17 protein-coding genes are annotated in these 20,457 nt (G+C 42.1%); all 17 read left to right on the top strand.

All coding sequences use genetic code 11. The features are described 5' to 3' along the window. A partial coding sequence (locus tag NT136_03350; protein MCX6765969.1) for a glycosyltransferase occupies positions 1 to 869 on the top strand: 869 nt, incomplete at its 5' end. Between the two features lie 2 nt (positions 870 to 871). After that, the gene (locus tag NT136_03345) at positions 872 to 1,480 is read left to right on the top strand and encodes a hypothetical protein (GenBank protein ID MCX6765968.1); all 609 of its coding nucleotides are present in this window, start codon (positions 872 to 874) and stop codon (positions 1,478 to 1,480) included. Positions 1,481 to 1,497: 17 nt separating this feature from the next. Next, positions 1,498 to 2,655 (top strand): glycosyltransferase family 1 protein, encoded by a 1,158-nt coding sequence (locus NT136_03340; GenBank protein MCX6765967.1) that lies wholly within the window; start codon positions 1,498 to 1,500, stop codon positions 2,653 to 2,655. Between the two features lie 73 nt (positions 2,656 to 2,728). After that, on the top strand, positions 2,729 to 3,439 hold the full coding sequence (locus NT136_03335; protein MCX6765966.1) for a ribonuclease H-like domain-containing protein: 711 nt from the start codon (positions 2,729 to 2,731) through the stop codon (positions 3,437 to 3,439). Between the two features lie 32 nt (positions 3,440 to 3,471). Then, positions 3,472 to 4,182: a pilin gene (locus NT136_03330; protein ID MCX6765965.1), complete on the top strand. Its 711-nt coding sequence runs from the start codon at positions 3,472 to 3,474 to the stop codon at positions 4,180 to 4,182. An 82-nt stretch (positions 4,183 to 4,264) separates the two neighbouring features. Further along, positions 4,265 to 5,425: a glycosyltransferase family 1 protein gene (locus NT136_03325; protein ID MCX6765964.1), complete on the top strand. Its 1,161-nt coding sequence runs from the start codon at positions 4,265 to 4,267 to the stop codon at positions 5,423 to 5,425. Between the two features lie 47 nt (positions 5,426 to 5,472). Beyond that, complete coding sequence (locus NT136_03320) at positions 5,473 to 8,040, top strand: DUF4012 domain-containing protein (GenBank protein MCX6765963.1); 2,568 nt, start codon at positions 5,473 to 5,475, stop codon at positions 8,038 to 8,040. A 10-nt stretch (positions 8,041 to 8,050) separates the two neighbouring features. Beyond that, on the top strand, positions 8,051 to 9,694 hold the full coding sequence (gene murJ, locus NT136_03315) for a murein biosynthesis integral membrane protein MurJ (GenBank protein ID MCX6765962.1): 1,644 nt from the start codon (positions 8,051 to 8,053) through the stop codon (positions 9,692 to 9,694). A gap of 85 nt (positions 9,695 to 9,779) precedes the next feature. After that, complete coding sequence (gene lepA, locus NT136_03310; GenBank protein MCX6765961.1) at positions 9,780 to 11,675, top strand: translation elongation factor 4; 1,896 nt, start codon at positions 9,780 to 9,782, stop codon at positions 11,673 to 11,675. 169 nt (positions 11,676 to 11,844) lie between these two features. After that, the gene (locus NT136_03305; protein MCX6765960.1) at positions 11,845 to 12,231 is read left to right on the top strand and encodes a septum formation initiator family protein; all 387 of its coding nucleotides are present in this window, start codon (positions 11,845 to 11,847) and stop codon (positions 12,229 to 12,231) included. 32 nt (positions 12,232 to 12,263) lie between these two features. Beyond that, a complete protein-coding gene (locus tag NT136_03300; protein ID MCX6765959.1) occupies positions 12,264 to 13,346 on the top strand; it encodes a peptidylprolyl isomerase in 1,083 nt (360 codons plus the stop codon). A gap of 132 nt (positions 13,347 to 13,478) precedes the next feature. Beyond that, positions 13,479 to 13,667 carry a ferredoxin gene (locus tag NT136_03295; protein ID MCX6765958.1) on the top strand — a complete coding sequence of 63 codons (189 nt, stop codon included), beginning with the start codon at positions 13,479 to 13,481 and terminating at the stop codon, positions 13,665 to 13,667. Positions 13,668 to 13,741: 74 nt separating this feature from the next. Further along, on the top strand, positions 13,742 to 15,034 hold the full coding sequence (locus NT136_03290; GenBank protein ID MCX6765957.1) for a trypsin-like peptidase domain-containing protein: 1,293 nt from the start codon (positions 13,742 to 13,744) through the stop codon (positions 15,032 to 15,034). Positions 15,035 to 15,076: 42 nt separating this feature from the next. After that, positions 15,077 to 17,698: an ATP-dependent chaperone ClpB gene (clpB, locus tag NT136_03285; protein MCX6765956.1), complete on the top strand. Its 2,622-nt coding sequence runs from the start codon at positions 15,077 to 15,079 to the stop codon at positions 17,696 to 17,698. Positions 17,699 to 17,709: 11 nt separating this feature from the next. Further along, positions 17,710 to 18,447 carry a hypothetical protein gene (locus tag NT136_03280; GenBank protein ID MCX6765955.1) on the top strand — a complete coding sequence of 246 codons (738 nt, stop codon included), beginning with the start codon at positions 17,710 to 17,712 and terminating at the stop codon, positions 18,445 to 18,447. A 9-nt stretch (positions 18,448 to 18,456) separates the two neighbouring features. Beyond that, positions 18,457 to 19,638 carry a S1C family serine protease gene (locus tag NT136_03275; protein MCX6765954.1) on the top strand — a complete coding sequence of 394 codons (1,182 nt, stop codon included), beginning with the start codon at positions 18,457 to 18,459 and terminating at the stop codon, positions 19,636 to 19,638. Positions 19,639 to 19,795: 157 nt separating this feature from the next. Then, on the top strand, positions 19,796 to 20,457 hold a 662-nt coding region (locus NT136_03270), incomplete at its 3' end, for a hypothetical protein (GenBank protein ID MCX6765953.1).

Below are 20,457 nucleotides of genomic sequence, written 5' to 3'. Positions count from 1 at the left end.
ACACGCCGATGCGTTACGCCTGGGACGACTGCCAAAAATACACCCAGGACTTCAATTTCCCGGAAGTGATAAAGAGATTTATTCCTTTTGCGATGAATTATATTCGCCTTTGGGATAGAGTTAGCGCCGATCGGGTGGATCGCTTTATTGCCAATTCCGATTTTGTGGCCAAGCGGATTAAAAAATATTACCAGAAAGACGCGGAGGTTATCCATCCGCCTGTCGCTACCGGAAACTTTTACATCAGCGAGAGTCGCAAAGACCCGCCTCGCGTCGACTCGCCTCGATTCGGCCCGCCTAGACTCGGCGAGGCTGGCGAAACGGGTGTAACGTCTCCGCGAGTCGAGGCGGGTTATTTTCTGATGGTCGGGCGGCTCATCGCTTACAAACGCCATGATATCGCGATTTCCGCGTTTAACAAGCTAGGGCTTCCTCTGAAAATAATCGGCCGCGGTCCGGAAATGAAGCGCCTTCAGAAAATGGCAGGACCCAATATCGAATTTTTGGGAAGAGTGTCGGACAATGAATTGGCAAAATATTATGCCGAGTGCCGGGCTTTTATTTTTCCCCAAGAGGAGGATTTCGGAATCGTGGCTATTGAAGCCATGGCGTCCGGCCGGCCCATCATCGCCTTCCGGGGAGGAGATATTCCCGAGCATATGGAAGAGGGAAAAATGGGAATATTTTTTGATAATCAGACAGCCGAAGACATAATTGAGGCGGTTAAAAAATTTCGCGACTCGGACTACAATCCTCACTACATCCGGTCAAAGTCGCTTCAATTTGACAGAGAAATTTTTAAGAGTAAAATAAAGAGTTATCTTGAAAGAGAGCTAGAAAAACATAAATTATCATTAACAAAGCGTTAGTTATGGAGTTAAAAGAGTACATCGCCATATTTAAAAAGTATTCCAGGTTGTTTTTTATTGTCGTAATTCTAGCCGTAGTGGCGGGCGTTTCACTGGAACTGTTTCAGCCCCTTACTTACAAGTCGAATCTCACTCTCAATGTGACTCGTTCCGGTATTCAAGAGACGCCGGATTATCGTTTCGATGACTTTTACCGCCTTCAGGCTGATGAACGATTCGCCGATACAGTCGTCCGCTGGCTGGGATCTCCCCGGGTTGTCACTGATATTTACAATGAAGCCGGCATAGTTTCCGCCGGACTGAGCCAGCGTTCTCTGTCACGGATCTTCAAGGCCCAGCGTCTTTCTTCGCAAGTAATCCAAGTAATTTTTGCCACCAGTGACTCAAGGATTGCCAGGAATATTTCTAATTCAATTATCAAGATTCTTAATAAAAAAACGGAAGAACTTAACAATCTTCAAAAAGAAGAATCCTGGTTCATCATTATCGGCAGTGATCCGGTGATTCGGGAAAACAAATGGGCGATGGAAATCGTGGTGCTGGCCTCGCTTCTGGCAGGGGCGTTTTTGGGAATGCTGGCGGTATTGGTCAAAAATTATTTTGAGGATTGATTATTAAAGCATAAGAAATGAGGATCGGAATTGACATCCGATGTCTGGTGGAGGGGAGGCATACGGGCGTTGAGGAATATACAATTAATTTACTGCATCATTTATTCGCCATTGACAAAAAGAACAGGTATGTTCTTTTTTTGAATTCTTTCCGAAAACCAAATTTTGACTTCAGTGAATTTGCAGAATACAAAAACGTTTCTGTCAAAAAATTCAATTATCCGAACAAACTTCTCAATTTTTTATTCTGGTATTTCGACTGGCCTAAAATCGACCGCCTTATCGGCGGAACAGATGTGATGTTTTTTCCCAATATAATTTTTTCTGCTTGGAGTAAAAAGAGTAAAGCGGTTTTTACCATTCATGATTTGTCTTTTGAAAGATATCCGGAAACTTTTTCAGCAAAAAGGCGCCTGTGGCATGTTTTTATTAATCCGAAAAAAATTTGCGGAAAAGCGGATCGGATAATTTCCGTGTCAGATTCAACAAAAAACGATCTTCAGGAAATCTATGAAATTCCAGAAGGGAAGATTAAAACAATTTACAACGGGGTCTCCGGAAAATTTTCGCCGATTGACAGAAATAATTCAAAACTTGTTATCGTTAAAGAAAAATACAAGCTGCCTTATAAGTTTGTTCTTTATCTCGGAACTATTGAACCGCGCAAGAATATTATTGGAGTTATCAGGGCTTACAATCAATTGCGAAAGTTAAACCATCCGGAACTGGAAAGGCACAAATTAGTTATCGCCGGAGCGTCTGGCTGGAAGCAGAAACAGATTTTTGAGGAGATAGGAAAATCGCCTTTCCAAAGCGACATTATTTTTGCCGGTTTTATTGACGATAAAGACAAGCCGGCTGTTTATAACCTGGCCTCGCTTTTTGTGTATCCTTCTTTTTTTGAAGGGTTTGGCTTTCCGCCGCTGGAAGCCATGAGTTGCGGTATTCCGGTAATCGCTTCAAACAACTCATCTTTTCCGGAAACAGTCGGCAGTGCCGGCGTTATGACTGATCCTGATAAACCGGATGAAATTTACCGAGCAATGAAAGAAATATTGCTGGATAAAAAACTGCAGGAGCAGTTCAGAGAAAAGGGCATCGCGCAGGTAAGAAAATTTGACTGGAGAAAAACTGCCCAGGAATTTCTGAAAATTATACAAAGCTTGAATAAGTGATATAATTTAAAAGAAGTACCGAAAAATTGTCATTTTTTTAGATTCCCGTTTTCACGGGAATGACACATAAATTATGTCCAAACTTATTTTTGACATTGAAACAGTGGGGGAGGATTTTGGGAAAATGGATAAGACCACTCAAGAGGTTGTAACCCGCTGGATAAAAAAGGAATCAGAAAGCGAGGAAGAATATAAGATTGCCCTGGAAGAGCTGAAAGAGGGCTTAGGATTTTCGCCCTTGACGGGAGAAATTGTGACTATTGGCACCTTGGACCAGGAAACAGGAAAGGGAGCTGTTTATTTTCAAGCACCGGGAGAAGACGCAAAAGAATTTGAAGAAAACGGAATTAAATTTCAAGTGATGGCGGAGAAGGAAATGCTGGAAAAATTTTGGGAGATAACCGGTTACTATAAAGAATTTATTACTTTTAACGGCCGGGGGTTTGATGTTCCGTTTTTAATGGTTCGCTCCGCGGTCCATAAAATTAGAGCAACAAAGGACTTAATGTCCAACCGCTACTTAAACCTGCAAAAATGGGATGCCAAACATATTGATCTTCAAGATCAGCTCTCTTTTTATGGAGCAGTCCGGCGCAAGGGAAGCTTGCATTTGTGGAGCCGGGTCTTTGGAATCAAAAGCCCGAAATCGGAAGGCGTAAAAGGCGAGGATGTCGGCCGGCTTTTCAAAGAAAAGAAATTTCTGGAGATTGCCAAATATAATGCCGGGGATCTGCGGGCGACCGGAGAGCTTTACGGCTATTGGCAAAAATATATGCAGTTTTAAATTTTCACTTGTGTGGTATAATTATTGAAAAGATGACAAAAAGGTTTTCACTACTATTACTAGTTATATTTTTTTCACTTTTTCTGGCGTTCACTGCTAATGCCGCCGGCATTGTTCCCTGCGCTACGACAGAAAATCCAGCGCCCTGCACTCTTTGTCATTTCATTATCGGCTTCTGGAAATTAATTGACTACGGATTTAAAATCTTTGTTTTTGTCGCGCTTGCCGGCTTGGTTATTGCCGGCCTTGTTTACATCTTTTCCGCCGGCAATGAAGGGATGATGGAAACCGCCAAGAATTTCATCAAGCACATCCTTTTCGGCTTCGGCATCATTCTGGCCGCCTGGCTTTTGATTTATGTAGTAATGACCTATTTTGCCGTTAAATCCGATCTGGGTATTGGCAAAACCGCCTGGAACAAATTTGAATGCGAAACCAAATCCAGTGCTGGAACTCTGGCTCCAGGTAGCGGAGGAGGCAGTCCTTTAAGATACAGTTGCGATAGGGTAGACGTTAATGGAAATGGGACTATAGATATAGGAGAAGGAGCATGTAATTCTGTTAGTAATGGAACATTTTCTTCTTTGGTTGAATGCGAAAGAAATTGTCCTGTCGCTCCTAGTTCAAGATGTGGTTCTAATAACGAAGGATTATGCACAAATGGCTTATTTTGTCCTCCGACAACAACAAGAATAGACGGAAATTGTGAAGGAAATCAAGTTTGTTGCAGACCAAATTTATAAGTAATGAAAACTGTTTTGTTAATAGTAGATAATGCAGCTTAAAAAGCTGCATTTTTTGTGCTGTTAGTGATATAATAAAATTATGCGTATCGGCATTGACGCCCGGTTTTATGGGTCGGTGGGGAAGGGACTGGGGCGTTACACTCAAAAGTTAATAGAGAACCTGGAGATAATCGATCAGGAAAATCGGTATTTTATTTTTTTGCGGAAAGAAAATTTCAAAGAGTACCAGCCGAAAAATAAAAACTTTCAGAAAATACTGGCTGACTACCACTGGTACACTTTTTCCGAGCAGATCAATATGCCCCGAATTTTAAAAAGATATGATCTTGATATTGTCCATTTCCCGCATTTCAATGTCCCGCTACTTTTCCGAAAAAAATTTATTATTACTATTCACGATCTGATTCTCCTTAATTTTCCCACCATTCGCGGGACAACTCTTAATCCGCTTTTTTATTGGTTGAAATTTTTGGCCTACAAAATTGTCATTCGTTCAGCGATTAAGAGAGCAAAAAAGATTATCGCCGTTTCTCAATTCACGAAATATGACATTTTTAAAAATTACAGAGTACCGGAAGAAAAAATAGCGGTAACTTACGAGGCCTGCGACTCGCGTTCTTCTGTTGCCAATCCAGATGGCAAGCAAGCACCGCGGGACTATGGTATAATGAAGCCATATATATTGTATGTAGGAAACGCTTATCCGCACAAAAACCTCGAAGCGTTGGTTTTGGCTTTTAAAAAATTAAATAAAGAAGAAAAAAATCTCCAGTTGGTTCTTGTTGGCAAAGAAGATTATTTTTACCGACGACTTAAAGATTTCGTCAGAAAAAGGGAAATTAACAATGTAGTATTCGCCGGATTTGTTCCCGACAACGGACTGGATATTGTCTACCGGAATGCTGAACTTTATATTTTTCCTTCGCTTTACGAGGGATTTGGACTGCCGCCACTGGAAGCCATGGCCAGAGGCGTGCCGGTGGTCTCATCGGATCATCCCTGCATGAAAGAGGTTTTGGGAAACAGTGCTTATTATTTTGATGCCAGAGAACCGGATAATATAGCTCGCGCGATAAAAACACTTTTTAGCAGTCAATCCTTGCGGGAGGAATTGATGAAAAAAGGATCCGAGCAGATAAAAAAATACAGCTGGAAAAAGATGGCAGAGGAAACGTTGCAAATATATCAAAGTGTAAAAATCAAAATGCAAAATGACAATGTAAAATTCAAAAATTTTTAAATTTTGATTTGTGATTTTTATTTTTGATATTTGATTTTTTATTTATTATGTCCCGAAGTCGTATTATTTCACAAATGTTTGACATTCGTCCGGTTGACTCAACTGGTGATTTGGACTGGGAAAAAATCAAAAAAGTAGAAAAAATAGTTTACATCCGATCGCGTCGCATTTCCTTTTGGCAATCCTTGCCCCAAGAATATATAACGGAACCGCAAGAACCTGCCATCCAAAGATACAAAGAACCGCCGGCTATTCCTGTCTCGGTCAAAACCGGAACCCGGGTGATAAAGAACAAACCCAGAAGGAAAAAGGCGAAACTCTATCAGTTTGGCAAAATATTTAAAAGCGAAGAGGTTCCTGTTTTTTTTGAAATTTCACCCGATGTATTGGAATACGTTGGCGCTGAAACGCTAGAAACCGAACCAGAAATTGAAATGTCCGAAGTTGAGTCAGTCGCTGTTGAGCCGGCGGAAATTAAACCAGTTACAAAATACCAGGAACAAATTATCATAGAAGACACAGAGGATGAACTAACTAAAATTGAAGAAGTAGTTTATAAGAATGAAAAAACAAAAAATATTGGAGAAAAATTTAGCTTCTCCGATTTTTTTCTGCCGGCGAGGTTCTCGTACTCTTTCAATTTTAAAAAATTAAGTTATTCCTTCGCTTTAGCGGTCTTACTCATTGGATTTATTACTGGAGCGGTAACTTTAGCAGGAAAAGGCCTGAACTTAAAAAGAAGCGTCTTGGGTGTCAGCACCGCCGGTTTTAACAATTTAACATCAGCGATAGATGATATCAAAAAGCAAAACTTTGAATCGTCCTCTTTGAATTTCCGCCGGGCTTATGAGAATTTTTTTCAGGCCTCCCGTAACCTTGATGAAATTAGCGGAACACTCGCTGAAATCAGCCGATTCATACCCTTTGCTTCTCAATTGTCCTCAGGAAAGAACGCGCTGGAGGCGGGCGAACACGTATCACTGGCCGGAGAAACGCTTAGTGAGGTGGCCAAAACCTTGAACTCATTGGAAAATCCTATGACCAGTACTGACGCGGTGTCAGTTTCAATTCTTGAGCTTTTCCAGAAAACGCAAAAGGATATGGAAACAGCCAAAGGGGAACTGAAAAAAGCCAATGAAAATTTTGAAAAAATAAATATTGACGATATTCCGGAAGATAAACGCTCATCCTTTCTGGCCGTGAAGAGCAAACTGCCGCCAGCCATTGTCTTCATTGACGAATTTTTAGCCAACAGCGACGTTTTTGTGGATATGCTCGGCGGCAATGGTCCGCGCAAGTATTTATTTCTCTTCCAGAACAATCAGGAAATGCGGCCAACCGGCGGCTTTATTGGAAGTTATGGCCTCATGGACATTAATAACGGCCGTATTCGCCGGTTTTTTGTTGACGGGATTTTCAACCCCGACGGGCAACTGAAGGATAAGATTGTCCCACCCGGGCCAATTCAGAAAATCAGTGCCGCTTGGAGTTTGCATGACAGCAATTGGTGGCCGGATTTTCCCGCTTCGGCCAGGAAAGCCGTGCTTTTTTACGAAAAGACAGGGGGACCGACGGTGGATGGAGTAATCACTCTTACGCCCACCGTGATGCAAAAACTTTTGGAAATTACCGGACCGATTGAAATGAGCGACTATGGAGTAACGATTGATTCGGTCAACTTCATTGAAGCTATCCAGCAGGAAGTTGAAATTGATTACGATAAAGAGGAAAATCAACCAAAAAAGATACTTTCCGATCTCGCTCCAATCATACTCGACCGCCTTTTCAACCTGAAGGACTGGAAAAATATGTCCCAGGCCCTGAACGTTTTCATTGAAGGCCTGAACCAAAAACAGATCTTGCTTTACTCCCAAAACGAAAAGTTAGAGCGGCTGATTTCCAGCCAAGGATGGTCGGGAGAAATACTGGACACTTCAAAAGATTACTTGAGTGTCATAAACACCAACATCAACGGCTACAAGACCGACGGAGTGATAGAAGAAACCATTGAACACGCTGCCGACATTCAACCAGACGGATCCATTATTGACACCGTAACTATTACTCGAAAACACACCGGCGGTAATAGCCAGTATGAATGGTGGAATAAGGTCAACGCGGATTATATGCGGGTTTATGTTCCCTTTGGTTCGAAACTTCTTGAGGCAGAAGGGCAAACAAGAGAGTTCACTGAGCCGCCGCTTGATTACGACACACTAAATTTCAGGCGCGATCCGGATGTTCAAAGGGAAGAGCAGGATATGGATATCAACCAGGAAACGGGAATAAGAACCTATGAGGAAGCGGAAAAAACCGTTTTTGCTAATTGGACTTACGTGAGTCCCGGGGAAACAGTGGTTGTTAAGTATAAATATCTTCTACCTTTCAGAATATCTTTCTCGTCTGACAAGCCAGCCAATTCTTATTCTTTGCTAGTTCAAAAACAATCAGGGAGCATCGGCAGCAAACTAAAGACAATGGTGCACTATTCGCAGGGATTCCAAGTGGCTTGGAGTTATCCGGAAAATGTTCAAATAGCGGATGGCAAATTGGAATACAGCGCCAATTTGGAAGTTGACAAATTTTTAGGATTGGTGTTTTTAGAAAAAAGATAAGCGAATTATTGTGATCAGAAAATTCATCAACAATAAAATCTTAAACGGTAAGCCCACCGAGTCAGTCACGGCGGCGGCTTTTATTATCGCGGCGGCGGGAATTGCCAGCCGCCTTTTAGGTTTGTTTCGCGACCGCATTTTAGCGGCCCAGTTCGGAGCCGGAGATACCCTGGATGTTTATTACGCCGCTTTCCGGATACCAGATCTCGTCTATAATCTTCTTGTCTTGGGAGCTCTTTCTGCCGCATTTATTCCGGTTTTTACCAGTTTGCACTCGACTGAAAAGGAGGATGACGCCTGGAAATTGGCGTCAGGAATGTTGAACTTGCAGACCATTGCTGTTTTTCTAATTTCGGGAACATTCGCCCTTCTGGCACCCTGGATTTTACATCTTATAACACCGGGTTTTTCTGATGAAAAAATGGCCACCACCGCGGTATTTTCCCGGGTGATGTTTTTAAGTCCGGTTCTTTTGGGAATAAGCGCCATTTTCGGAGGAGTTTTGGTTTCTTTTAGAAAATTTCTGATCTATTCGCTGGCGCCAATTTTCTACAATATTGGCATCGTTACCGGAGCATTGGTATTTGTTCCGATGATGGGGCCAGTGGGACTGGCTTGGGGAGTAGTACTGGGAGCGGGACTTCATATGCTTATTCAGTATCCGGCGGTCAAGTTTTCCGGATTTCGTTATTTGCCAATGAGTTTTTCGTTGCTTGCGGATTATCATGTAAGAAAAGTAATTCGTCTGATGATTCCCCGGGCGCTGGGAATTGCGGTCAATCAAGTGAATCTTCTGGTGATTACTATTTTCGCTTCCACTTTGGCAGCCGGGAGTTTGACGGTCTTCACTTTCGCCAACAATATTCAAGCCACGCCCATCGGGCTTTTTGGATCCTCTTTCGCTATCGCTGTTTTCCCGCTTTTGAGCACTTATGCCGCCAAAAATCTAAACGACGACTTTGTAAACCGCTTTTCCCGCACTCTCAAGCAAATTTTGTTCTTCATCATCCCTTTGAGTATTATCCTTATTATTCTTCGCGCCCAAATTGTCCGAGTGATTCTTGGGAGTGGAAAATTCGACTGGGAGGACACGGTGCTTACCTTTCAAACACTGGGACTTTTGGCGGCGAGCTTATTCGCCCAAGCACTGGTACCGCTTCTAACACGCTCTTTTTATTCCCTTCACAACACGAAAACGCCTTTTTACATTGCTCTGGTCAGTGAAGCAGTTAACATAATCCTGGTGATCCTGCTTATCCGCCAGTATGCTGTTTTTGGGCTAGCTATTGCTTTCTCCGCCGCCAGCATCGTTAATATGACGCTTCTTCTGACTTTCCTTCGCAAGCATGTTGGTTCGCTAAAGGGAAAATCAATATTATTTCCCGCCATAAAAATTCTGATTGCCTCCGGGATAGCTGGTATTGTTATCCAGCTTACCAAATACGCGATGGATTATCTTGTTAATATTGACACATTTATTGGAATCTTTTCTCAATTGGTTGTGGCTGGCATTGTCGGCGGGTTGACTTTTATCGCGATGTGCGTTCTGCTTAATGTGGAGGAATTTTATCACTTCAAAAATTCTCTCACCGAGCGTCTTTTCAGGACACGCGAGCGGATTACGGAATCGACCAGTGAGGTGGGGGGAATATAAAAATACTTTTTTAAAAGATTTAAGAAGGTGGGCGGAAATGGAATTAAGCTGTGATTGCTTGAGCAAAGATTGATATTGCGTTAAAATGGCGAGTATGGATCAGGATAATATTAGAAATTTTTGCATCATTGCCCATATTGATCACGGAAAATCGACCTTAGCCGACCGGCTTTTGGAATTTACCGGAACGATTGAAAAAAGGAAAATGAAAGAGCAGATTTTGGATCAAATGGATCTGGAAAGGGAACGGGGGATTACGATAAAATTGCAGCCGGTAAGAATGATTTATAATGTTCAAAATGTTAAAGGTGATCAAGTTGAACAATTAGAACGAGCAAAGCGATCTTACATTTTAAACTTAATTGATACACCGGGCCATGTGGATTTTAATTATGAGGTCTCTCGGTCATTGGCAGCAGTTGAAGGCGCAATTCTTCTCGTTGACGCGACCAAAGGAGTACAGGCCCAAACCTTATCCAATCTTTATCTGGCGATTGAACAAGGGTTGGAAATAATTCCGGTTATTAATAAAATTGACCTTTCCAACGCCAACATTGAAAAAACAAAAAGGGAAGTCATTCATATTTTAGGATGCCAGGAAAATGAAATTTTGCTTGCTTCCGGAAAAACGGGGGAAGGAGTAGAAGAGATACTGCAAGCCGTAATCAGAAAAATACCAGTTCCCAAAGGAAATTCCGACAGGTCCCTGCGGGCGCTGATTTTTGATTCCAAATACGATGTTTACAAAGGCGTTTTGGCTTATGCGCGAATTGTGGATGGAAGCGTGAGGCAAGAAGATGGGATTTATATGATGGCAACGGCAACCGAAAGCTCAGTCATTGAAGTCGGATATTTTAAACCAGAATTGGTTGTAGCCGAAGTTTTGTCTGCCGGAGATATCGGATACATTGCCACTGGACTAAAAAGCGTTAACCAGTGCCGGGTAGGCGACACAATCACAATATCAAAATCAAATGTAAAAAATCAAATATCAAAATTGCCGGGATACAAAGAAGTAAAACCGATGGTCTACGCCAGCTTTTACCCGGTGGAAGGCGATGACTATAACATGATGCGCGACGCGCTGGAAAAGCTTAAACTTAACGACGCCGCCTTTGTCTTTGAACTGGAAAGCAATCTAGCGCTGGGTAGGGGATTCCGCTGCGGTTTTCTGGGAATTCTTCATATGGAAATAATCCAATCCCGGCTGGAGAGGGAATTTGAAATCAGTCCGACCATAACCACTCCCAGTGTTGTTTATAAAATTAAGACCAAGGATCAGAGCTCTTCTTTGGAGGCGAATCATCCTTCGGCAGAAAAATCTAAAACCAGAGAGTTTTTTATATATTCGCCGGCCGAAATGCCCGATCCTTCCATAATCGAAAGCATTTCAGAGCCATATGTGAAACTGGACATTATTTCTCCAGTGAGTTTTCTGGGGCCGATTATGGAAGTGATGAAGAACACCCGGGCTGAATATAAAAATACCGAGTACATTGACAGTGAGCGGATTATTCTTAATTTTAACTGTCCATTGACGGATGTCATCGTTAATTTGCACGATGATTTGAAAAGCGCTTCGTCCGGTTACGCGTCCATGAACTATGAATTTTTGGAGTATCGTCCAAATGACCTGATAAAGTTGGACATCCTTGTTGCTGGTGATAAAGTGGATGCTTTTTCCCGGATTGTTCCTAAGAATCGCTCTTATAGCGAAGGAAAGCGGATTGTGGAAAAACTGAAAGAGGCCATTCCAAAACAAAATTTTACCGTGGCGCTTCAGGCGGCGGTCGGTGGAAAGATTATTGCTCGCGAAACCATTGCGGCTTTCCGAAAGGATGTCACCGCCAAACTCTACGGAGGCGATGTAACCCGCAAACGAAAACTCCTGGAAAAGCAGAAAAAAGGGAAGAAAAAAATGAAAAATATCGGCCGGGTGACTATTCCATCAGAGGCCTTCCTGGCGGTATTAAAAAAGTGAGAAAAGATTGTATTTTAGATTATTTTGGGATATAATAATTACAGCGCGACTATGAGCATCAAGCGAAGAAGAAAACAATTTTACGTAATCTGGGTTATCATCTCCCTTTTGGCGGTTATTTCAATGATCGGGTTTTTGTTCGCGCCGCTACTTAGCCGTTATTAAAAACATGAGAAAACGCATTTTTTTGACTCTGCTGTTTTTAACTCTCGGTTTAGCAGTGACGGCGGTTGTCTCTTATGTGACAGTGAAAGAAGCGCGACGCAACAAGCAAATTGAAAAAGAAATTGAATTGCTGCGTCAGGAAGCCGAGCAAATCCGGAAGAATAACGAGGATTTGCGGGAAAAGATTTTTTATTTTGAAACGCCGGAATTTCAGGAACGAGTGGCCAAGGAAAAACTTAATTTTCAAAAACCGGATGAAAAAGTAGTAATTGTAAAACCCAGTCCTTCCCTTGAAAGCAGAGCAGAAAGTGCCAATAATGAGCAGGTAAGTAATCCGGAAGAAGAAGTTCCCAACCATATAAAATGGTGGAATCAGTTTTTTAAATATTAATAACTAGCGAATGTAAGCGGATTTAAAAGCCAATGGCCACAAAAGAAAATAAAACAGATGAAAATAAAAAAGCCGATAAAAAACTGAAAATATCCACAGTTTTTTACGCTCTGATAATTGCCATTGCCGCCTATTTTGTTTTGATAGGAATTTTGATTTATGGCTTTGGTACTAGCAATAAGTTAACTAAATTCACTGCAAAATACGTTCCTTATCCGGCAGCCGTTGTAAATCAAAAAAACTTCATAACCATTGACGCTCTGCGCAGCAATTTGCAGTCCATTAAGAGTTTTTATGAAAATCAGGATTTTTCTTCCATTGGAATGCGGGTAGATTTTTCCACCGAGGACGGAAAAAAACGTCTTCAAATCCGAGAACGGGGACTGCTCAATAAAATGATAGAAGACGAAGCCATTGAAATATTGGCCCGAAGAAACGGTATAATTATTACAGCGGAAGCGGCGGATCAAAACGTGGAGCGCAAACTTGAAGAGTATGGAAACAAAGAAGAAGTAGAAAACAGGTTGTCCCGCTTATACGGCTGGACGCTTTCTGATTTTAAGGAAAAAATAGTAAAGCCGGCTATGTACCGCGAGGAGCTGGAAAAAATGGTCCTTTCGCAAAAAAAAGAAGAGTTTAGCCGGGAAGCCAGGGAAAAAATTGAAAAAGCAGCCGATTTACTTTCCGAAAAAAAGGATTTTGCCGAAGTGGCAAATAGTTACTCGCAGGGCTTGACGGCCGGAGAAGGAGGGGAATTAGGATGGTTTAGAAAAAATCAATTGATTCCCGAGCTGGCTGACTTAATATTTTCCCTTCAGAAAGGGAAAAGGAGTGATATTATTGAAAGCAGCTTGGGCTACCATATCGTTGAGGTAGAGAACAGAAAAGTCGAGAATGGCGAAGAACTCGTCAAAATCAGACAAATATTTGCAAGAAAAAAGACATTTGCTGACTGGTTGGGAGAAGAGATGGGTAAAATGAGAATTCTGATTCCTTTGAAAGATTATTACTGGGATAGCCAGCGACTGTTAGTTGAATTCAAAGACGCGGGAATGAGAGAATTTGAGAAAGACGTAAGAGAAAATTTTCAAGGAGACGCATCAATAATATTTTAAATCAAAATTTAAAGTGCAAAATGCAAAATTAAGGGGTCGCTTTGCGACGACTGTTTTATAAAAAGTAAATTATGAGCATAGCGAATACCAAAATTTTGAACTTTGATTTTTGCATTTTGAATTTAAAAAAATATGCCCAAGCCAGTAGTTAACCAGGAATTGTGCGTTGGATGCGGGACTTGTGAATCACTGTGTCCATCAGCATTTAAGGTGGAGAACGGAAAATCGCATGTGATCGCCGAGAACTGCCAGGACTGCGATTGCCAGACAGTAGTAGGCAGTTGTCCGGTAAATGCTATTTCCGTTGAGGACGAGAAATAAAATAAATAATAACATAAATAATATTTCAAAATTTCCTCTTCAGCTGAGGCGGTTTTGTAAGGTCTTAAATTTTTATGAACACAATTGATATTGGCAATAAGAAAGAAGCCGAGTCGGCCGGCAAAGCAAAACTTTCTAAATCGCTGATAGCCGGGATTTTGATGCTTTCCATTTTTGTGTCAGTGATATTCGGCACCCTGTTTGGCTTCATGGCCGGCGGGGCGTCTAATCTACTATTTCTTTCCGTCGCCGAAAAACTGGGAAAAGTTTTTCCTGGGCTTTCCGAAAAGAAAATGCAGATTGAAAAGCAAAGTTTGATTGAGGAAGATTCGGCTGTCATTCGGGCGGTGGAAAATTCTTCACCGGCAGTAATAAGTATCATCGTAACCAAGGATATGCCCAAACTCCGCAACCTTTTTGAAAATCCTTTTGGCTTTGATTTTCGTTTCTTTTCTAATCCGTTTGGTAATGCTCCTGGTCAGGGGGATCAGCAAACGGAGAAACAGAAAATCGGAGGCGGCTCCGGATTCTTTGCTTCTTCCGGCGGAATGATTGTTACTAATCGCCATGTGGTTGAAGATACTCAAGCGGATTACACTGTAGTTACTAATGATGGAAAAGAATATACCGCTCAAGTACTTGCTCGGGATCCAGTAAGAGACATTGCAGTCATCAAAATCGAAGGCAATAATTTTCCAGTGTTAAAATTAGGTGATTCCGACGCTCTTCGGGTGGGACAAACGGTAATCGCCATTGGAAATTCTCTGGGAGAATTTTCCAACACAGTAAGCAAAGGAATTATTTCCGGGCTCAAGCGCAACGTCACAGCCGGTTCCAGTTTCGGCCAAACAGAACAATTATCCAATATTATTCAGACCGACGCGGCGATTAATCCGGGGAATTCAGGCGGGCCTCTTCTTGATATCGGCGGCAATGTCATTGGAGTCAACGTTGCCATGGCTCAAGGAGCGGAAAATATCGGATTTGCTCTTCCCATCAATCAGGTCAAAAAAGTTATCGAACAGGTAGAAAGCAAAGGGGAAATATCAATCCCGTTTCTGGGAGTACGTTACGTGATTATTGATAACGCCATCAAGGAACAAAATAATTTGCCGTTTGATTACGGCGTTCTGGTGATAAGAGGCGAAAGGATGACTGATTTGGCGGTTGTGCCGGACTCTCCTGCTGATAAAGCCGGCATTATCGAAAACGATATCATTTTGGAAATTGGCGGAAATAAAATTACTCAAGACAGCCAGTTGGGCGATCTTATTGCCAAATACAATGTAGGTGATACTGTTACGCTTAAGGTCTGGCACAAAGGGGAAACCAAAGAAGTTAAAGTGACATTGGATGAGAGAAAGTAAATCTAAATATCTTATTTCTATTCGTATATTCGTAGAGAAATCATGGACATCAATAAATTTACAATGAAAAGCCAGGAGGCGCTGCGGCGGGCCCAGGAAATGGCAATGAAACAAAAAAACCAGCAGGTGGATATTTTTCATCTGGCCTTTGCTTTGGCTTCCCAAGAGGATTCAATTGTTCCCACGGTTTTTCGCAAACTTGAGGCTAATGTGGAAGAAATCAAAAAATCAGTTATGAAAGAGATTGAAAAATATCCCAAGATGGCTGATGGTTCTTTAGGGCAGATGTATATTACTCCCTATCTGGCTCAAGTTTTGGAACAAGCCGAGCAGGAGATGGGTAATATGAAAGATGAATTTGTTTCCACTGAACATTTATTGCTGGGAGTTTTATCAGTTCCTTCCAGTGCCCAACATACTTTGGAAACCCAGGGAGTGACTCACGAAAAAGTGCTGAAAATTATCTCTCAAGTCAGAGGAAGCCAGCGGGTTGATACTCTTAATCCGGAAGAAAAATTTCGGGTCATTGAAAAATATACAGTTAATTTTACGGATCTTGCCCGGCAGGATAAACTGGATCCGGTTATCGGCCGACATGAAGAAATTCGCCGGGTGATGCAGGTACTCTCCCGCCGGACTAAAAACAACCCCGTTTTAATCGGGGAAGCGGGAACAGGAAAAACGGCTATCGTTGAAGGGCTGGCTCAAAAAATTGCTTCCGGCGACGTTCCGGAAAATCTCAAAAACAAGGAGATGATTTCCTTGGATTTGGGAGCGCTTTTAGCCGGCGCAAAATTTCGGGGAGAATTTGAAGAGCGCCTTAAGGCCATCCTTAAAGAAATAGAACGATCAGCCGGAAAATACATCATTTTTATTGACGAATTGCATACTTTGGTAGGAGCCGGAGCGGCTGAAGGGGCGCTGGACGCGTCCAATATGCTCAAACCCCCTCTCTCGCGCGGGCGGCTGCGGGCAATTGGAGCGACCACTCTGAAGGAATACCAAAAATACATAGAGAAGGATGCCGCTCTGGAGCGGCGCTTTCAGCCGGTTTATGTCAGCGAGCCATCAGCCGAGGATAGCATTGCAATTCTTCGCGGGATAAAAGAGAAATACGAACTGCACCACGGCGTGAAAATAACCGATGATGCCATTCAGTCAGCCGTAAAACTCTCCCAGCGCTACATTTCCGACCGCTATCTTCCCGATAAAGCAGTTGATCTTATTGATGAAGCGGCATCGGCCCGGCGGATGGAAATTGACTCACGGCCGGCCGAGATTGATGAGCTGGAGCGAAAAATTCGCCGGCTGGAAATTGAAAAAAAAGCCATTCAAAAAGAAAAAGGAAAAAACTCTAAAAGAAAAATCCAGCCAGTTAACAAGGAACTGGCGCGATTGAAAGAGCAATCCCATAAATTGACCCTGCAATGGAAAACAGAAAAGGAGCTGATTACCGCCATCAGGAATCACAAAAAAAACATTGATAAGATAAAAAGTGAAGCTGAGGTAGCGGAACGGAAAGGGGAGCTGGATAAAGTAGCGGAAATTCGCTACGGAAAAATCCCGCTTCTGGAAAAGAAAATTAAAGAGGAAGAGAAAAAACTCAATAAAATCCAGGAAAAAAGCTCAATTTTGAAAGAAGAGATCACGGAAGAAGATATTGCCGGGGTAGTTTCCCGCTGGACGGGAATTCCTGTTTCCAAAATGCTTCAGAGTGAAATGGAAAAACTCTCTCATGCGGAGGAAGAGCTGAAAAAGCGGGTAGTGGGGCAAGACGAAGCCATTAAGTCGGTGGCTCACGCTATTCGCCGCTCCCGGGCGGGAATTTCAGAAGAACAGCGGCCGATTGGATCATTTATCTTTCTCGGTCCCACCGGAGTGGGAAAAACAGAGCTGGTCAGAACTCTGGCTGAATTTCTTTTCAATGATGAAAAAGCCCTGGTGCGGCTGGATATGAGCGAATATATGGAGCCACATTCGGTCGCCAAAATGATTGGCTCGCCTCCCGGGTATGTCGGTTTTGAGGAAGGAGGGCAACTGACTGAAATTATCCGGCGCCGTCCATACTCCGTCATTCTTTTTGACGAAATTGAGAAAGCCAATTCCCAGGTGTTTAATATTCTTCTCCAGGTTCTTGACGACGGACGGCTAACCGATGCTAAAGGAAGAGCGGTGAATTTTAAAAACGCGGTAATCATTATGACCTCAAATGTCGGTTCGGATATTATCTATCGGATGGGGGAGTTGGGTTTTCAGCAGGAGCGCCGGGAAGAAAAAATCCTCAATGAGCAGGATATGCGCGGCAAAGTTATGGAGAGTTTGCGGGAACAGTTCAAGCCGGAATTTCTCAACCGGATAGACGAAGTTATCATTTTTCATCCTTTGGACAAAAAAGTTCTGGAAAGAATTGTTGATCTTCAATTGAAAAAAATTTCCGAGCGCCTCAAGGAAAAGAGCATAAAACTTGTTATCACGCCGGCCGCCAAAAAGTATCTTACCGCGAAAGGATACGAGCCGATTTACGGAGCCCGGCCGCTCAAGAGGGTGATTCAAAATGAAATTCTGGACGAACTGGCTCTGCAAATCATCGAAAGAAAAATAAAAGAAGGAGATACGGTTAAAGTAGAGCTGGAAAAAAATAAGATCTTGCTTAAAAGTTTATAGCATTTCTCTTTATGTTTTTCGCATTGCCGGTATTAATTTATGGCCTTTTATTTTTCCTTGGCCTTGAACTGGCCGCTTACAAAGAAAATTGGATTATTTTTCTGGTGATTATCTTATCAATTTTTTCTCTCTGGACAGCCAAAAAATTGGGAGGAAGATGGATTTTTGCCATTATCCCTTTTATCTTTTCAATCTCGGCTCTGGCATTGCTTTTCCTGATCGACTCGATTGTCCAAAAGCAGGCCTTCGTAATTCTTTCCATTTTAATCTACTATCTGGGTCTTCTAGGAATCTTCCGTCTGGGCGATTACGAAAAAGACCAGACCGCAAGAGGTATGGTTGCCGCCATGGCAACGGCCGCAGTTTTTTTCAGCTATAGCACCGCTTATGGCTTTTATCTTAATTTTTTGATTCCTCTTTGGGCACTGATGATTTTTTTTCTTATTGTTACAGTTTTTATTTCATATCAGTATTTCCGGCTTCTCAGTAAAGACAAAAAAATCGTCTTGGGCTACTCGCTTATCTTGGGAATGACCATGGCGGAAGCCGCTTGGATGATAAATTTCTGGCCTTTCGGCTATTTGACAACTGGAGTGGTTGTTTTTATGCTATACTATGTTCTCTGGGATTTGGTCCAAAGTTATTTCTTAAATTCGCTCTCACAAAAACGGGTGATGGCCAATGTGGTATTTTTCGGTATTCTTATCGGTCTGGTGCTTTTTACCACCCAATGGCTTCCAACTGTTTAATAAAAAAATATGGATACTAACAACAAGAGTAATAGAATTAAATCAGTCATTCGCTTTATTGTAATAGCGCTTGCTATTTTTGTTATTGGCGGACTGGGAGCCGTTACCATGGAAAATTATGTGTTTCCGCGGCTAAGCGCCACTCAACTTTTTTCTAAATACAAATTTCTGCAAAAAGCCGGAGAAAAAACTACCATCATCAGCAAGACCGAGCAGGTAGTAGTAAAAGAAGATGATTCAGTAAATCAAATCGCTTCCCAGGCAGCAACGGCAGTAGTAAATATCATTTCCGTAAGCGAAAAAAAGCAAAAAATATTGGAAAGCAAAGAAGCTTTTCTTTCAGAAAAAGGTGCCACTGGCATTTTAGTAACCAGTGACGGCCTTATTGTCACTTATCGCGCCGCAATAATTGAAAAAGATGCTCGTTATACCGTTTTTACTTACGACGGCGTCCGTTATAGCGCTACCTTGGTAGGTATCGACGAATTCACCAACCTAGCTTATCTAAAAATCGACGCTTCAAACCTTCCGGCTGTATCTTTTGCCAACTCTTCCGATTTCCAGCCCGGGAAAAAACTGATTGCGGTTGGCAATTCTCCCGGAGAATACCAAAATCGCTTTGCAGCCGGGCTATTGAGCAATATTAATAAAACATTCAATATCGCCGGAAAAACAGTTTCTTCATCGGAGAAACTGGAAGGAGTTTTTGAAACGGACTTTGAAAATCAGACAGCGTATCTTGGAGGGCCGATTATCAACTACAATGGGGAACTGGTGGGAGTAATAGGTTCAGTGCTAATAGACAACCGGGAACATTTTTTCCAAATCCCAGCCAACGCGGTAAGGCGATCACTGGAACTGGCTATTAAAAATGAATTAGCAAACAGACCGGTGCTAGGCATATACTACGTGCCGATTACAAAAGAATACGCTATAGTTAATAATTTAGCCCGGGATAGAGGGGCGCTTATTTTTTCTTCTTCCGGAAAAGAAGGATTGGCAATTATCACGGGTTCGCCAGCTGAAAAAGCCGGCCTTCAGATAAACGACATCATCATAGCGGTGACCGGCCAGGAGGTAAATTTGGATAATCCTTTATCAAATTTGTTGAGCCAATATAAGAAAGGCGAAGAAGTAGAATTGCTAGTTTTGAGGGAAAACAGAGAAATTAAAATAAAAGTTGATTTATAGCAAATTAGCATCAGGAAATAGCAATAATTTTTGGAATCACTACCATATTACGCAATGTGGTAGTGTTTTTATTTAATGTGCCAATTTGTACCAGCGCTTGACAAAAATCCTTCTATCTGCTATGGTAAGGCGTTAATCAGTAGAGGATAAATTACCTATGAATGCAACTCAATTTATTGCTTTAATCAAGCAAAAAGCGGGAGTAATAATTCTAGCCGGAATTTTCGTTGCCGCCCTTTCTTTTTTGGGAGCCGTGGTGACACAGAAAAACTTCAAGGTGAGCACTGACTTTCTGGTAGTCCAGAACCAAAACGGCCCGCAGGACTATTATTCGCTTTCCAAATCCGCAGAGTATTTAGGGAATGTTTTGAGCGAATCAATTTACAGCGAGCTTTTTATTGATGAGGTTGTTAAAACCCAAAAAGTCAATCAGGAATTTCTTCCTTTTGACAAAAAAGACCGCCTCAAGACCTGGAGCAGAATGATCAACGTCAAACGCAATTCTCAATTGGGAATTTTGAGCGTGGAAGTGCTGGGAAACGATCAGCGCGAGACATTAGCCGTTGCCGAGGGTATTTCTGAAGTGCTGGCCAAAAAAAGTTATCTCTTTCGCGGAAGCGGACAAAATATTGACGTAAGAGTTCTTTCCGGTCCGATCGCTGAAAAAAATCCCAGTTTTTCAATCATTATTCTCGTAATCTTGGCCGGATTTATTATTGGCATACTGGTTGCATTTGTTTGGACTTATTACAGTGTCAGTGTTGCAAAAATATTTTTTGAGAGAACTGACTATGAAGCGCCCGGACCTAAACTGACAAG

The sequence above is a fragment of the Candidatus Moraniibacteriota bacterium genome, from assembly GCA_026396275.1.
Classification (GTDB): domain Bacteria; phylum Patescibacteriota; class Minisyncoccia; order Moranbacterales; family JAPLXC01; genus JAPLXC01.
This window is presented reverse-complemented; position numbering and strand designations above follow the sequence as displayed.